Raw genomic sequence first — 14,964 nt, 5'->3', positions numbered from 1 at the left:
CGGGGGGGGGGTGGCGCCGTTGGGGTGGCAGGCTCGGGCGGCGGGCCCGGGGGGGGCCCCCGACCGGGGGGGGCGGCCCCACGTCCGTCGTCAGGCGGTGGCGCCCTGACGGCGGGCGAGGGCGTCGGAGGCCTTGGCGGTGGCGTAGAGGGAGACGCCGAGGGCCAGCACGAGGGCGGCGCCGGCCGCGAAGACGGTGCCGGAGGAGACGGCCTTGGCGTCCGCGGCCTCGGCGCGCGCCGATCCGGTGATGAACGGGACGACCGCCAGGACGGCGACGCCGAGGGCGACCTCTCCCCACACGACCTTCGGGAAGTGCCGCAGCGTGAGGTGGAGCAGGGAGGAGGTGTCGTCGGTGCGGCGGGCGTGGGCGATGCGGGGCATCAGCCAGAACTGGTTGAAGGCGCCGGCGGTGACGAGGCCGAGGACGAGGAGGACCTTGACGAGCAGGGCGAGGCCGTAGCCGGTGGTCCACAGCTGGGAGACCGCGCCGACGTGCTTCCAGCTGAGCCAGAGGCCGGAGACGGTGACGGCGGCGACGCAGACCATGGCGACCAGGCTGAAGCGGCGCCACAGGTCCGCCCACAGCAGGCCGGCGCCCGTACCGAGCCGGCCGCGGGTGCCGGCGAGGGCGACGAGCAGGGCGAGGCCGCCGAGCCAGACGGTGCCCGAGACGATGTGCGCCTGGTCGAGGAGGAGGTCGAGCCAGCGGTCGAGTCCGGCGGGGGTGCTGGTCGGGACGGCGGCGATCAGGGTGACGGCGAGGGCGGCCGGCAGCGCGGTGAGCGCTATCGCGTCGACGTGGCGGCGTACGGCGGGGACGAACAGGGCGGCCAGCAGGACGGCGGTCGCGGCCAGGACGGCGTTCTGGACGAGGTAGACGGTGCCCTGGGCGATCCAGGCGCCCTTGGCGGCCGGGGCCTGGAGGTAGTCCCGGAGCCTGCCGGGGGCGAGGGCGTCACCGAAGGGCATGCCCTTGCCGGCGCGGGCGAGGCGGGCGGCGAGCTGGAAGTAGCCGGCGACCAGGAGGACCACGCCGGACACGGCCAGGCAGGTCGCGGCCCTGGCGCGCAGGACCCTGGAGTCGTCGGGGTCCGCGCCGCGCAGGGCGGGGCGGACGGTGGTGGCGTAGGTGACGGTGGTGCCGATGGCCGCGCTGAGGCCGAGGAAGTAGCCGGCCTTGGTCAGGACGCGCCACAGCGGGGGCAGGACGTACGGGGTGGCGGTGGCGGCGAGCGAGGCAGCGTGCATGGGGGAGTCTCACGTGGTGGTGGGTGGATGCGGAGCAGGGTGGTGCGCCGGAGGGCGGGCGGGGTGGCGCCCGTCCTCCGGTACCGCCGACGGGCTGTCAGGCACCGCCGACGGGCTGTCAGGCTCCGGCGGTGACGGCGTCGGATGCCGTGGCGGCCCTGGCGGTGAGGGCGCGGCCGTAGCGGCGCAGGAGGAGGACCGCGGTGGTGGCGAGGCCGATCAGCAGGCCGAACCAGAGGCCGCGGGTCTCGCCGCCGAGGGGGTAGGCGAGGAGCCAGGAGGCGGGCAGGCCGACGGCCCAGTAGCCGACGAGGGTGATGCGGAAGCCGCTCCTGGTGTCGTCGAGGCCGCGCAGCAGGCCGACGCCGATGTTCTGGGCGCAGTCGAAGAACTGCAGGACGGCGACGACGACGAGCAGGCCGGTGGCGATCTCCAGGCCCTGCTGGTCGGTGGGCGCGTTCGGGTCGAAGTAGGGGCGCAGGACGAGGTCCGGGAGCGCGAGGTAGAGGGTGCCGACGACCGTCATCACCACGGCGCCGCAGGCGAGCGCGGTGTTCTTGATGCGGCGGGCGGCGGCGTACTCGCCGAGGGCGAGTTCGCGGCTGACGTTGATGGACGCGGCGTGCGAGAGGCCGACGGCGACCTGGAAGACGATGTAGATCAGCTGGTTGACGGCGGTGTGGGCGGCGAGCGCGGCGGGGCCGAAGCTGCCGGCGAGCAGCGCGGTGACGGAGAAGAACCCAGCCTCGGAGCCGTAGGTGGCGGCGATCGGCGTGCCGAGGCCGAGCAGGCGGCGGACGGTCGCGGCGTCGGCGCGCCAGAAGTCCAGGCTCAGCAGCGGTGCCAGCCGGTCGTCGCGGCGGGCGGAGGCGTAGAGGGCGAGGAAGGACAGCAGGTAGACGCTGCTGGTGGCGACGCCGATGCCGGTGAGGCCGAGCCGGGGCAGGCCCCAGGTGCCGTGGATGAAGGCCCAGTTGAGGGCGGCGTTGACGGCGACGGAGGCGAGGGTGATCCGCAGCAGGGCCTGGGGGCGGCGCATGCCGACGGTGAACTGGCGGATCGCCTGGAACCAGAGGCAGGGCACGAGGCCGGGGGCGAGGGCGGCGAGCATGCCCTGGGCGCGGTGGGCGACCTCCGCGTCCTGGCCGAGCCAGGTGGCGGCCTGGCCGATGAGGACCATCAGGACGGCGCCGGCCAGTCCGGCGAGGGTGGCGACGGCCATCGCGGCCCGCACCAGGCCCCGGACTTCCTGGTCGGCGGCGTCGGTGTCGGCGTCGGCATCGGTTCCAGCGGGCTCGGCGGTTCCGGCGCGTTCGGCCCGGGCCGCCGCGGCCGCCACCTGGTTGCCGACGGAGGTGACCAGCCCGACGCCCATGGTGCGGAGCTGGTTGAAGATCACCAGGGCGAGGCCGCCGGCCGCGAGGGCCTCGGTGCCCAGGACGCCCATCATGATCGTGTCGGTGGTGGTGAGGGCGACCTGGGCGAGCTGGGTGAGGGCGAGCGGTACGGCGAGGGCGGCGAGCGCGCGGCTGTCGCGCGCCAGGGTGGTCAGCTGCTGCATGGTGGGTGTCACGTCTCTGGGTGTCACGTATCTGGGGTGTCAGGGCCTGCGGAGTTTGGCGAGGGAGTCGTCGATGTCGGTCTCGACGGCCTCGTCGAGGAGGTCGCGGGCCGTCATCCAGTCGTCGTTGAAGACGGTGTCCAGGTATTTCTCCCCGCCGTCGTTGATGAACGCGACCATAACGGCGTCCGGCGGCAGGGTCGTCAGGCGGGCCAGGGCGTCGTGGACGACGCCGCCGGCGGAGCCGCCGATGAGCAGCCCGGTGCGGCGGGCCACGACGCGGGCGGTGGCGAAGGCCTCGATGTCGCCGACCTTGACGCCCTCGTCGATGAGGTCGTAGTCGACGAGCAGGCCGATGGTGGCGCCCTCGGGGGTGCCGGTGCCGGACTGGTAGTAGTCGTGGGCGGGCGGGCCGAAGGCGATGGAGCCCTTCGGCTCGACGCCGACGACCGTCACGTCCGGCACGTACGCCTTGAGCTCGCGGGCGGTGCCGCACAGCCCGCCGCCGGTGCCGACGGCGCCGACCAGCACGTCGACCCGGTTGTCCAGGGCCTGGGCGATCTCCCGGCCGACCGCGTGGTAACCGACCGCGTTGCTGGGGTTGTTGTGCTGCTCGGTGAAGAAGGTGTTGTCCTTGCCGCGGGCCATCTCCTCGGCGAGCTCCTCGCGGGCGGCGGTGTGCAGCTCCTCGCCGTCGGTGTCCGCGTCGACGTACACCAGCTCGGTGCCCATGGCCTTCATGCCGCGCAGCTTGTCGGCGGCGGCGTGGTTGTCGACGACGGCGGTGAAGCGGTAGCCGCGTTCGGCGGCGACCACGGCCAGCCCGAGGCCGGTGTTGCCGGAGGTGGACTCGATGATGTGGCCGCCCTCGCGCAGCTGTCCGCGCTCCTCGGCGTCGAGGACCATCTGCCGGGCCATGCGGATCTTGGCGCTGCCGGTGGGGTTGAACATCTCCAGTTTGAGGAACAGGCGGGCGCCGTTGTCGGCGCGGGCGAGTTCGAACAGCGGGGTGTAGCCGATGAGGTCGGAGATCCGGGTGACCACCGGGGGGCGGTGCAGGGCGTCGGTCATGGCGGGGGGCTTCCTGGTGAGCGCGGTGGGCGGCGTCGGATCAGTGGGATCAGAGGGCGGGGCGGCGGTCGAGGCGCCAGCGCGGTCGGCCGTCCTCGTGCTGGACGACGACCTTGGCCGGCAGGGGGAGGTCGTGGAAGGGGGACTCGTTGGAGTCCATCTGGTAGCCGGCGGTGTTGGGGTAGACGAGGAGGTCGCCGACCCGGGGCCGGGCGGGGAAGGGGATCTTGCGCCAGGTCAGGAGGTCGGAGTCGAGGCAGCTGGCGCCGCCGACGCACGCCCGGTACTCCTCGGCCGGCTGGCCGGGAGAGCGGGGAAGGAGTACGGGCTCGGGCAGGTACTCGCTGTTGAACCACTGCTCGGACAGGCTCAGGCTGGTGCCGTCGACGGTGACGATGCCGTATCCGGCCCGGTCCTTGACGCCCTGGACGACGAAGACGGAGGAGCCGGCCCGGTCGAGCAGCGCGCGTCCGGGTTCCAGCAGCAGCGTCACGCCGGCCTCCCGCAGCCGCTCGGCCAGGTCTGGCCCCTGCCCGCCCGGGCGGCCGGTGAGGATCGAGCGCAGCGCGTCGGCCCCGGCGACGGGGGAGTGGTAGGGGTAGAAGTCGCCCGTGGTGAACGTCCGGCCGCCGTGGTAGTGCCCGGGCTCCTGCTCGGCGAGGAACAGCTCCCAGGCGTCGGCGGGCACGTAGTCGACGGCGAAGCCGCCGCCGATGCTGATCCGGTCCGCCGGCAGGCCCATCGTCCGGGCCTTGAGGCACAGGTCGACGAGTTCGCCCGCGAGGTCGGTGCGCGGCCGCACCTCGTAGCCGGACAGGTGGAAGCTGAAGCCCTCCATCCGGACCCGCCCACCGGCCGCGGCGCAGCGCGACAGCGCGGCGTCCAGCTGGTCGTCGTCGAGGCCGAAGCGGCTGCGGGGCTGGGCGGGCGGGTGACGGCGCAGCAGGAGGCGGACGGGCCGGGGGACGTCCAGGTGCAGGACGCGCTCCAGTTCGTCGAGGGCGTCGACGGCGATCAGCGCGCCCTGGAGGGCCGCGATGCGCAGCAGGGCCTCGGACTTGGCGGGGCCGGTGACGACGAGGTCCTCGCCGCGCACGCCGTGGCCGAGCGCCTCGCGCAGTTCGCCGAGCGAGGCGACGTCGACCCCGGCCCCGGTGGCGGCGCAGCGTTCGACGAACGCGGCGGCCTTGTTGGCCTTCTTGGCGTAGTAGACCCGCCCGTCCACGCCGGTGTCGGCGAGGACGGCGCGGAACGCGGCGAGGTTGGCGTCGAAGCGCTCGGGCAGCAGGTAGTGGAACCCTCCGCCGAGGCCGTGGGCGAGTTCGTGGAGCAGGCCGCTCGCGTGGAGGCGCTCGGCGAGTGGGTCGGGGTGGGCGGGCAGGGTCAGCGCCACAGGTCCACCTCGGTGCCCAGGCCCTGGTCGGCGGCGAGTTGGGCGAAGCGGTGGCCGAGCGCGATGTCGGTGACGACCAGGCCGCTGTTGTAGGCGAAGATCCGCTGGTCGGGTGCGGTACGGGCGTTGGAGGCGCCGGAGACGGCGGCGGGCAGTTCCAGGTCGACGGCGGGCAGGGTGCCGTCGGCGTCGGCCATGTCGGTGCCGGTGACGCGCATCTGGGCCTCGCTGGTGGCGATCACCCGGTCCGCGCGGTGCAGCGTGGACGGGGCGAGGCCGTGGCCGACGAGGATCGCGGTCGCGCCGGGCTTCAGCCAGTCGGCCTCGACGGCGGCGGGGGTGTGGCCGCCGGCGGTGGCGACGATGACGTCCGCGTCCCGGGCGGCCGCTTCGAGGTCGGTGACCAACTCCAGCTCGCGGCCGGGGAAGTGGCGCTCCAGCTCCTGGCGGACGGCGGCGATGCCGTCGGGGTGGGTGCCGGAGAGCAGCAGGCGCTTCAGCCCGGGCAGCGTGGTGAGCAGGAACGGCAGCGCGAGGCGGCCCTGGGTGCCGGTGCCGATCACCAGCGCGGTGGCGGCGTCGGGGGAGGCGCACTCGCGGGCCAGCAGGGCGGAGACGGCCGGGGTGCGCAGCGAGCCGATGCGGGAGCAGTCCATCATGGCGACCGGCAGGCCGGTGACGTCGTCGTAGACGGTCAGCGTCGTGTAGTAGTGCTGCTCGTCGCGGCCCTTGTCCAGGCCGTGCTTGTACGAGGTCTTGAACGCGACGACGTTGCGCACCCCGTCGCGGCCGAGCATGGCGTAGGAGACGGAGTGGCCGTCGGCGGGCTGGACGGTGAGCTTGCGGGGGTTGTCGGACCGGCCGGCGGCCAGGGTGCGGTAGGCCTGTTCGACGGTGTCGACGACGTCGGCCAGGGTGATGTCCAGGCCGGCGAGGTCGCTGGTGGAGAGTACGCGCAGGGTGGTGTCGTCCCGGTCCACGCGGGTGCCCTTTCGGTTCGGTGAGGCGGCGTCTGGAAAGCAGGGGGGAGAGCGGGCGGTCAGGAGGCCCAGGCGGTGAGGGCGGCCTGGCCGTAGCCGTGCTCGTCGTGCTCGGCGAGCGGGCGGGTGGGGCGGTCCTGGACCCGGACGGAGGCGCGCTTGAGCCAGCGGTCGGTGCCGTCGTAGCGGGCCCGGAAGGGGACGCGGCCGTGGACGACGAGGTCGTTGTCGACGACCAGGACGTCGCCCGGCTCCAGGCTCACCGCGACGGACACCCGGGCCAGCTCCTCGCCCAGGCGCTCGTAGGCGCCGCGCCAGGCCTCGTCCGTCCCCTCCAGCGGGGTGTAGGCGGGGTCGTAGCGCATGGTCAGGCCGTCGGGGGAGTCGAAGAGGGTGGGCACCGGGGCGGGCCGGCCGGGGAACTGCTGGGCCTGCTCGTAGGCGTCGTCGGGCAGGATCGGCGCGACGGGCCGCTTCAGTTGGTCCAGGTCGGCCTGGGCGAGCGCGGTCAGCCGTACGCCGGCCGCGGTGGTGGCGATCCGGTCGTGGTTGCGCATGCAGCAGAGCAGCAGCAGGTGGGCGCGGCCGGGGTGGAAGGCGTCCTCGGTGTGCGGGGTGAGCAGGACGGAGCTGGAGGCGCCGGTCTGCTCGCTCTCGTGGCCGGGCGAGGGCACGATGTTGTGCACGAACCGGCCGTCCTGCTGGCCGTCCCAGGCGATCGGGGTGCCCATCAGGGCGGAGACCAGCAGCAGCGTCACGTCCCACAGCGCGCCGGCGTCGCCGACGGTCGACCAGTGGCCGGGGGTGGGGCCGAGTTCGGTGTCGTCGGGGCGCAGGCCGCGCAGCACGAACAGGCCGTCGGCGGTGTCCACCGGGCGCAGCGCGTGCCGGAGTTCCGTGCTGAGCCGGGTGCGGGTCGCGGGCAGGTCGGCCAGCAGGTCGGGGCTGGTGGCGGAGCCGTGGCGGGCCAGCAACTCGGCGGCGGTGTCGGTCAGTTCCGTGGCGGTGGCGGTGTCGAGGCGGCGTACCGGGGCAGGGCAGGTGGGCACGGCGGGACCTTCCGGGGGCGGGACGGGAGAGGGCGTGCGAGCACGCGGCATCACCGCACCGGTGTGGGACGGGCGGGAGCAGCGCGTGGGGCGTGGGTCCGGGGCGGCTCGAACGGCCGGACGACATGAACGTAACAACGACTTCGAAGTAAGGCAAGCCTTACCCAAATCAGATGTCTACATTTACGTAGTCTCGGCTTCCGGCGGCGGCGCACAGGCCGCTCAGGGTCAATTCTGCTGCTCACGCGGCGTTTTGGGAGCGAGGGGCGCACGGCCGGAACGAGGGTGCGCTCCGCCGGGCGGCTTGCGGGCGGCCTCGAACTTAGGGTAGGTAAGCCTAAGCAAATCGAGCGCAATCCGAATCGAGGAACGAACGTGCGCGTCACCCGACGACAGCTGCTGTGGGCCGGTGCCGGTATCGGGGCGGCCGGTGCGCTGGCCGCCTGCGGCAGCGGCACGGGCGGATCCAAGGACGCCGCACCGGCCGGTACGGCGTCCGCGCAGCCCCGCGCCGGGGGAACGCTGAAGGTCGGCGCCCTCGGCAAGGCCTCGGCGATCACCCGTGACCCGCACGGCACCCAGGCCAACGAGAGCGACTACCTGATCATCAGCCTGCTCTACGACACCCTCGCGATACCCGGGGACACCGCCAACACCGTCCCGCGCCTGGCCGCCTCCTGGAAGCCGTCGGAGGACCTGACGACCTGGCGCTTCACGATCGCCGACGGCGCCGTCTTCCACGACGGCACCCCCGTCACCGCCGACGACGTCGTCTGGTCGTTGCGGCGCCTGCGCGACACCCCGGCCGGCAAGAGCCGCCTGCCCGGCATCCAGCCCGAGGGCATCAGGGCCGAGGACCCGAAGACCGTCGTCCTGGTCTCCGACTACCCCAACGCGGACCTGCCGCTGCAGACCCGCCTCACCACCTTCGTCCTCAAGAAGGACACCAAGGACGACGCGATCGCCGGAGCCCCCGGCACCGGCCCGTTCAAGCTCGACTGGTACCGCGACGGCAACGCCCGCCTGGTGCGCAACGACCAGTGGTACGGCGGCAAGGTCCTCCTCGACGCCGTCGAGGTCCGCCTCTTCGAGAGCCCCCAGGCCATGGCCAACGCCCTGCTCGCCGGGCAGATCGACGTCGCCTCCAACGTCGGCGCCGTCGCCGCCCGCACCGCCGAGGCCCGCAAGGACGTCCGGATCCTGCGCCGCCCCAACGACATGGCGATGCCGATCGTCATGCGCACCGCCGACGGCCCCTTCGCCGACCCCCGGGTGCGCGAGGCGCTGAAGCTGGCGGTCGACCGCGACGCGATGGTCAAGCAGGTCCTCTCCGGCTACGGCAGCGTCGCCAACGACATCCTCGGCACCGGCGACCCCGCCCTCGCCAAGGACATCCCCCAGCGCACCCGCGACCTCGCCAAGGCCAAGCAGCTCCTCGCGGACGCCGGATTCGACACCTCCCGGACCTACGACCTCATCACCACCGAGGACATCTCCGGCCTGGCCGAGTCCGCGACCCTGTTCGCCACCCAGGTCCGCGAGGCCGGCGTGAAGATCAACGTCGTCAAGCAGGACTCCAAGGTGTTCTGGGACGCCACCTGGCTCAAGGGCACGCTCTACACGACGTACTGGGGCACCAACGACTCGGTCGTCTTCTTCGCCTCCAAGACGATGCTCTCCGACGCCGGCCAGAACGAGTCCGGCTTCAAGGACCCCGCCTTCGACGAGGCCTACCGCACGGCCATGGGCACCGCCGACGCCGCCGCGCGCGGCACGCTGCTGCACCAGCTCCAGGAGATCGAGTTCGCCAGGTCCGGCTACCTGCTGTGGGGCATGGCCGACGGCATCGACCTCGCCGGCGCCGCCGTGCGCGACCTGCCCAAGCTCCCCGGCTACGGCCGCGTCCAGCTCGAGAAGACCTGGCTGTCCCGTTGACCACCCTTCAGCCGCACGGCGTCCCGGCCCGCATCCTCCCCGGTGCGGGCCGGGTCGCCCGGCAGGCCGCCCGGCGCCTGGCCATGCTCGTCGTCCTGCTCGCCGGCGTCTTCGCCGCCGTCGAGCTCCTCCCCGGCGACGCCGCCGGCGCGACCTCCGACCGCGGCGTCACCGCCGCCGACCTCGCCGCCCGCCGCACCGCCCTCGGACTCGACCGCCCGGTCGTGGAACGCTTCTGGGACTGGATGACCGGCCTGCCCACCGGCGACCTCGGCACCACCGCGCGCGGCCAGCACGTCACCGACGTCCTCGCCGGCCCCTTCCCCAACACCCTGCTGCTCGGCACCCTGGCCCTCGCCCTGAGCACCATCGGCGCCCTCGCGCTCGGCAGTTGGGCCGCGCTGCGCCCCGGCGGGCGCACCGACCGGGCCGTCGACGCGCTCTCCACCGCCGCCTTCGCCCTGCCGGAGTTCGTCGTCTCCGTCGCCCTGCTGCTCCTGCTCTCCCAGTGGACCGGCTGGCTGCCCGCCGTCACCCTCACCGGCCCCGACGGCGCCCCCGAATCCTGGACCATGCTCGTCCTGCCGCTGCTCTCCCTGGCCGTCCCCCAGATCGGCTGGAACACCCGCATCGTGCGCGGCGCCCTCGCCGACCAGGCCGCGCTGCCGCACGTCCAGGCCGCCGTCCTCGACGGCCTGCCGCGCCGGCGCGTCCTCGGCCACCACATGCTCCCCGGCGCGCTGCCCGCCATCGCCGTCGGCATCGCCACCTCCGCCGGCATGCTGCTGGGCGGCACCGTCGTCGTCGAGACCCTCTTCAACTACCCCGGCATCGGCGCCGTCCTGGCCGGAGCCATCACCGACCGCGACACCCCGCTCATCGCCGGCGTCGTGGCCGCGGCCGGAGCCGCCATCAGCCTGCTCCTGCTGCTGGCCGACCTCGTCCGCACCACCGCCCTCGGAGAGGAGCGCCGATGACCGCCGACGCCCCGACAGCAGCGGCCCCCGCGCCCGCCACCCGGCGCACGGCGCGCGCCCTCGTCCGCGCCGTCCCCGCGCTGCTCCTCGTCCTCCTCGCCCTCGTGGGGCCGCTCCTGGCGCCCCACCCGATCGACACCCCGGTCACCTTCCCGTACGCCGGGGCCGGCGCCGACGCGCCGCTCGGCGGCGACCAGCTCGGCCGCGACGTCCTCAGCCGCCTGCTGACCGGCGGCGCGCCCCTGATCGCCACCGCCCTGGCCATCGCCCTCGTCGTCACCGCCGCCGCCACCACCCTCGGCATCCTCGCCGCCCTGCGGCCCCGGCTGGGCCGGTGGATCGAACGCCTCGCCGACCTGACGATCCTCCTGCCCTCCGTCCTCGCCATCATGCTCATCGCCCTGGCCTGGCCCGCCGGAGGACGCCTGGCCGTCGCGGCCGCCGCCGTCCTCCTGGGCATCCCGTACGCGGTGCGCATCGTCGCCGCCGCGGCCGCCCCCATCGCCGCCACCGGCTACATCGAGGCGGCGGCCGCGGGCGGCGAACGGCTGGGGCACCTGATGCTCCGCGAGGTCCTGCCCAACCTGCGCTCCACCCTGCTGGCGCTGTTCGGCCTGCGCTTCGTCGAAGGCGTCTACATCGTCTCCGTCGCCGCGTTCCTCCAGCTCGGCCCCCAACCACCCGAGGCCGACTGGGCGCTGATGATCCGCGAGAACGCGGCGGGCATCACCCTCAACCCCTGGGCCGTCGGCGCGCCCTGCCTGGCCATCGGCCTGCTCGCCATCAGCGTCAACCTCGCCGCCGAAGCCCTCGCCCCCGCCCGGCCCACCCCGGAGACCCCGCTGTGAGCACCCCCGCTGTGAGCAACCCCGTTGTGAGCGCCCCCGACCCCGCCGCCCGCGCCACCGGCCTGACCGTCATGCTCGGGGACACGCCCCTGCTCACCGACGCCGACCTCGCCCTCGTCCCGGGCCGGGTCCACGCCATCACCGGCCCCTCCGGCGCCGGCAAGACCACCCTGCTGCGCGCCCTCGTCGGCGCCCTCCCGCCCGGCGCCCGCGTCAGCGCCGGCGGCGTCGACGTCCTCGGCCAGGACATCCTCGCCCTGCCGCCCGAGGAACTGCGCCGCCTCCGCCGCCACCGGCTCGCCTTCGTCGGCCAGGACCCGGGCTCCGGCCTCAACCCGCGGATGCGCGTCGAGCGCCTCGTCACCGAGACCGCCGCCGACCGCCGCCGCACCTCCGTACCCGAACTGCTGCGCACCGTCCGGCTGCCCGCCGACGAGCGCCTCGAACACCGCCGCACCGCGGGGCTGTCCGGCGGCCAGCAGCGCCGGGTCGCCCTCGCCCGGGCCCTCGCCCGGCGGCCGGAGATCCTCCTGCTCGACGAACCCACCGCGGGCCTCGACGCCGCCCTGCGCGACGACATCGCCGAGCTGCTGCGCTCCATCGCCGAGCGCGACGGCATCGCCATCGCCTTCACCAGCCACGACCCCGACTTCGTCGCCCGCTGCGCCGACGACGCCCTCGCCCTGTGGCCCGCGCAGGCCCCGCCGTCCGCGCCGTCCGCGCTGGCCGCGCCGGCCCGCCCGGCGACGGTGGTGGCCGAGAGCGGGCCCCGGCCTGCCGAGGGCGGCGGCCCCGTGCTGAGCGTGCGGGCGCTCGGCGCCCACACGGGCAGCGGCCGCACCCGGCGCACCGTCCTCGCGGACGTCGACCTCGACCTGACCCCGGGCACCCTCACCGGAATCGTCGGTCCGTCAGGCTGCGGCAAGACCACCCTGGTGCGCACCCTCGCCGGACTCCACACGCCCGACACCGGCACCCTCACGCTCCACGACCAGCCGCTGGCCGCCTCCTACCGGCGCCGCACCCGCGACCAGCGCCGCCGCATCCAGCTCGTCCCGCAGAACCCCCTCGGCGCCCTCAACCCCGCCCGTACCGTCGGCGCCACCCTCACCCGGCCGCTGAAGCTGCACTTCGCCCTGCCCGCCGCCCGGTGCGAGGAGCGCGTCGCCGAACTGCTCGACGCCGTCGGCCTGCCCGCGCACTACGCGGCCCGCCACCCCCACGAGCTCTCCGGCGGGCAGCGCCAGCGGGTCTCGCTGGCCCGCGCCCTGGCCGCCGAACCCGACGTGCTGCTCTGCGACGAGGTCACCTCCGCCCTCGACACCGACACCGCCGCCGCGCTCATGGACCTCCTCGACGGCCTGCGCACCGGCCGGGGCCTGGCGGTCGTCCTGGTCAGCCACGACCTTCCCCTGGTCACCGGCCGCGCCGACCGCGTCCTGCCGCTCGGGGGGCCGTTGTCCGCACCGTCCGTGAGCAAGCAGCCCGCGGGCAGCGTGCGCTGACCCGGCGCCGCACCGGCTACGGGAGCCCCGCCGGTCGCGGCGCCGTGCTCACCGGCCGGGCGCGGCCCTGTCCGGGCGCGCGGCCGCACCGGCGGCGGCGTCCTGCTCGACGACCCACCTCCGGCGCTGTCCGCCGGTCAGCACCCAGCGGGGGCCCGGCCGCGCGGGCGTACGGCGTCCCGCGCCGCGGCCGGCCGCCGCGCACACCCGCCGCAGCAGGGAGTTGAGCTCGGCGCGCTGGCCCTTCGTCAACGGGGCGAGCAGGTCCTCCTGGACGGCGGAGGCGTCCTCGTGCAGCACGTCCAGCGCCGCCTGCCCGGCCGGGGTGATCGTCAGCACTTCCTGCCGTCCGCCGATGTGGACGACCATGGAGTGCACCAGGCCCGCCGACAGCAGGTCGTCCAGCGCCTGGTCGGCGTCGGTCCCGGTCGCGGCGGCGCGCTCGACGAGGTCGTGGCGCCCGTGCGGCCCCAGCTGGGCGAGCGCGGACAGCAGCGTCTGGTGGGCGCGGCCCATCCCGCGCGAGTCGAGGCGGTCGGCCAGCAGGTGGTCGGCCGCCCGGCCGGCCGTCGACAGGAGGTAGACGGTCTGTTCGAAGGGGCTCGTCGACCCCGTCCTCCCGTCGTACACAGCAGGTCCAATCGTCCGGGAAGGCCGCCGTGTTCTCGGACCGGGGGCCACAGGGGTGGCATCCGCACGGGAGCGCCGGGCCCCGGGACCGGGTGGACACGGTCCCCGACGGACGGCTGACCGTCGACGGACGACGGCGGCACGGCCCGCGCGCGCAAGCCGAGGCTCACCATACCCGGGCCCGAACAGTTGGTCTACATCGATGTCGTCAAACGGTGCCGTGCGCCAGCAGGGCCCGGGCCGCGTACTCGACGTACTCGTGCAGCCCGTAGGCCAGGCCCACGCCGAGCAGGGCCGCGACCGCGACGGCCGCGAGCAGGGCGACGGCGGCCCGCGCCCGCTGCCCGGTCGGCCGGGCGGGCGCGGGGCCCAGGAGCGCCTGGACGCGCTGGGGCACCGGACCGGAGCTCACCGACAGCAGCGGGCCCGTGGCGTGGCGGACGGACGGCGACCCGGCCAGGGCCGCCCGGGCGATGGCCGTCGCGGCGGTGCGCCGGTCGGCGACCGCGCGGGCGGCCTGCTCGTCGGCCCACCGCTCCAGGTGGAAGTCGAGGTCGGCCCGCAGCCGGCCCAGCGCCGGGTGGACGGCGGCGGCGAGGTCCGCGGCGGCGGAGAGCAGATGATGGCGGCCCCTCAGGTGGGCGCGCTCGTGGGCGAGCAGCACCGCCCGCTCCGTCGGCCCCAGCGCGCGGAGCATGCCGGCCGAGACGACGACCCGGCCGGGACGCCCCCGGTGGGCGGGCAGGGCGAAGGCCTCCGCCTCCTCGCCCGCCACCACGAGCAGGTCGCCGTCGCTGGTCGCGCCGCCGGTCAGCTCCCAGGCGCGGGCCAGCAGCGCGCGCTGCCTCCGCCATCGCCGCGCCAGCCGTACTGCCTGGACGGCCAGCAGAACCCCGGCGGCGCCGGACACCGGCACCACGGCGGGCCACCGGGCGAGGACGTGGGACAGCGGCAGGTGCTCCAGACCCGCCAGGAACGGGACGTGGAACAGGCCGACGAGGGCCGCGGCGGTGCCGCCCGCCAGCAGGACGGCCGCGCCGACGAGGGTGAACGAGGCCTCGCGCGGCGGCAGCAGGACGGCCAGGCGGCGGGCCGCCGGCACCGCGGCCCAGGGGACCAGCAGCGCCAGGGCGACGAGCACCAGGACCAGGCTCATGCGCGGTCCTCGGGTTCGGCGGCGGCTCCAGCAGTGGCCTCGGCCTCGGGGCGGGTGTCGAGGAGCAGGCGGCGCAGGACGTCCTCGTCGTCCTCGGACAGCGAGGAGACGAACCGCTTCAGCACCAGGTCGCGCTGGGGCTCCTTCTCCAGCTCCCGGCGCATCCGCCCGGCGGCCAGTCCGGCGGCGTCCTCCACGGGGGCGTAGGCGAAGGACCGCCCGGGGCGGGAGCGGACCAGGGTGCCCTTCTCGTGCAGGCGGGTGAGGATCGTCGCCACGGTGGTGCGGGCCAGCCCCTGGTTCAGGGTCTCCTTGACCTGCTGGGCGGTCAGCGGCTCCCCGGCCGCCCACAGCACCGCCAGCACGTCCGCGACCAGCTCCCCGTGCGGACGTCTGGCGTCCCGACCGCCACCCAGCATCTCCACTCCCGTTCTCGCAGCTCTCCGGCAGGCACACCGGAGCGGGCCGCGCGCGTCGGGATGTGAGGTCCGTGCCGCCGCTGTCCGCGTCGAGGGCGAAGCGCCCTCGATATTAGGTGTGCCTAAGCTAACTTTACGGGCCGCTGACACCGCGCTGCCCGGGGGACCGTCGAACGCGGTCCCCCGGGC

The 14,964-nt window shown here is 75.0% G+C and carries 13 protein-coding genes; 4 read left to right on the top strand and 9 right to left on the bottom strand.

Annotated features, from left to right (window positions below; genetic code table 11):
- Nucleotides 1–90: 90 nt before the first annotated feature.
- The 6 genes from ACFRQN_RS35435 to ACFRQN_RS35410 form a co-directional block, all read right to left on the bottom strand.
- On the bottom strand, nt 91–1,251 hold the full coding sequence (locus tag ACFRQN_RS35435; RefSeq protein WP_380744610.1) for a CopD family protein: 1,161 nt from the start codon (nt 1,249–1,251) through the stop codon (nt 91–93).
- A 118-nt stretch (nt 1,252–1,369) separates the two neighbouring features.
- Nucleotides 1,370–2,812: an MATE family efflux transporter gene (locus ACFRQN_RS35430; protein WP_380744612.1), complete on the bottom strand. Its 1,443-nt coding sequence runs from the start codon at nt 2,810–2,812 to the stop codon at nt 1,370–1,372.
- A 39-nt stretch (nt 2,813–2,851) separates the two neighbouring features.
- On the bottom strand, nt 2,852–3,883 hold the full coding sequence (locus ACFRQN_RS35425; RefSeq protein WP_380744608.1) for a cysteine synthase family protein: 1,032 nt from the start codon (nt 3,881–3,883) through the stop codon (nt 2,852–2,854).
- A gap of 49 nt (nt 3,884–3,932) precedes the next feature.
- On the bottom strand, nt 3,933–5,276 hold the full coding sequence (locus ACFRQN_RS35420; RefSeq protein ID WP_380744606.1) for a Y4yA family PLP-dependent enzyme: 1,344 nt from the start codon (nt 5,274–5,276) through the stop codon (nt 3,933–3,935).
- Nucleotides 5,267–6,256, bottom strand: a complete 990-nt coding sequence (locus tag ACFRQN_RS35415; RefSeq protein ID WP_380744604.1) for an ornithine cyclodeaminase family protein — start codon at nt 6,254–6,256, stop codon at nt 5,267–5,269. The genes ACFRQN_RS35420 and ACFRQN_RS35415 overlap by 10 nt, the downstream gene beginning before the upstream one ends.
- 59 nt (nt 6,257–6,315) lie before the next feature.
- Nucleotides 6,316–7,305 (bottom strand): TauD/TfdA family dioxygenase, encoded by a 990-nt coding sequence (locus ACFRQN_RS35410; protein ID WP_380744602.1) that lies wholly within the window; start codon nt 7,303–7,305, stop codon nt 6,316–6,318.
- A gap of 375 nt (nt 7,306–7,680) precedes the next feature.
- Between ACFRQN_RS35410 and ACFRQN_RS35405 the strand changes: the two genes are divergently transcribed.
- From ACFRQN_RS35405 to ACFRQN_RS35390, 4 genes are read left to right on the top strand one after another with little or no spacing between them, the layout of a single operon-like run.
- Nucleotides 7,681–9,240 (top strand): ABC transporter substrate-binding protein, encoded by a 1,560-nt coding sequence (locus ACFRQN_RS35405; RefSeq protein ID WP_380744599.1) that lies wholly within the window; start codon nt 7,681–7,683, stop codon nt 9,238–9,240.
- The gene (locus tag ACFRQN_RS35400; RefSeq protein WP_369808294.1) at nt 9,237–10,217 is read left to right on the top strand and encodes an ABC transporter permease; all 981 of its coding nucleotides are present in this window, start codon (nt 9,237–9,239) and stop codon (nt 10,215–10,217) included. Before ACFRQN_RS35405 ends, ACFRQN_RS35400 begins: the two co-directional genes overlap by 4 nt.
- A complete protein-coding gene (locus ACFRQN_RS35395) occupies nt 10,214–11,065 on the top strand; it encodes an ABC transporter permease (protein ID WP_380744596.1) in 852 nt (283 codons plus the stop codon). The genes ACFRQN_RS35400 and ACFRQN_RS35395 overlap by 4 nt, the downstream gene beginning before the upstream one ends.
- Before the next feature lie 11 nt (nt 11,066–11,076).
- Nucleotides 11,077–12,570 carry an ABC transporter ATP-binding protein gene (locus ACFRQN_RS35390; protein WP_380744594.1) on the top strand — a complete coding sequence of 498 codons (1,494 nt, stop codon included), beginning with the start codon at nt 11,077–11,079 and terminating at the stop codon, nt 12,568–12,570.
- Between the two features lie 48 nt (nt 12,571–12,618).
- Here the strand turns inward: ACFRQN_RS35390 and ACFRQN_RS35385 are convergent, their stop codons facing one another.
- The 3 genes from ACFRQN_RS35385 to ACFRQN_RS35375 form a co-directional block, all read right to left on the bottom strand.
- A complete protein-coding gene (locus ACFRQN_RS35385; RefSeq protein WP_380744592.1) occupies nt 12,619–13,200 on the bottom strand; it encodes a MarR family winged helix-turn-helix transcriptional regulator in 582 nt (193 codons plus the stop codon).
- A 208-nt stretch (nt 13,201–13,408) separates the two neighbouring features.
- The gene (locus tag ACFRQN_RS35380) at nt 13,409–14,356 is read right to left on the bottom strand and encodes a M48 family metalloprotease (RefSeq protein WP_380744589.1); all 948 of its coding nucleotides are present in this window, start codon (nt 14,354–14,356) and stop codon (nt 13,409–13,411) included.
- Nucleotides 14,353–14,775 (bottom strand): BlaI/MecI/CopY family transcriptional regulator, encoded by a 423-nt coding sequence (locus ACFRQN_RS35375; protein WP_380744587.1) that lies wholly within the window; start codon nt 14,773–14,775, stop codon nt 14,353–14,355. The genes ACFRQN_RS35380 and ACFRQN_RS35375 overlap by 4 nt, the downstream gene beginning before the upstream one ends.
- Between the last annotated feature and the right edge of the window lie 189 nt (nt 14,776–14,964).

It is taken from the genome of Kitasatospora sp. NPDC056800 (assembly GCF_042789775.1).
Classification (GTDB): Bacteria; Actinomycetota; Actinomycetes; order Streptomycetales; family Streptomycetaceae; genus Kitasatospora.
Note: the sequence above shows the minus strand (reverse complement) of the source record. Positions and strands in the feature narration are given on the sequence as shown.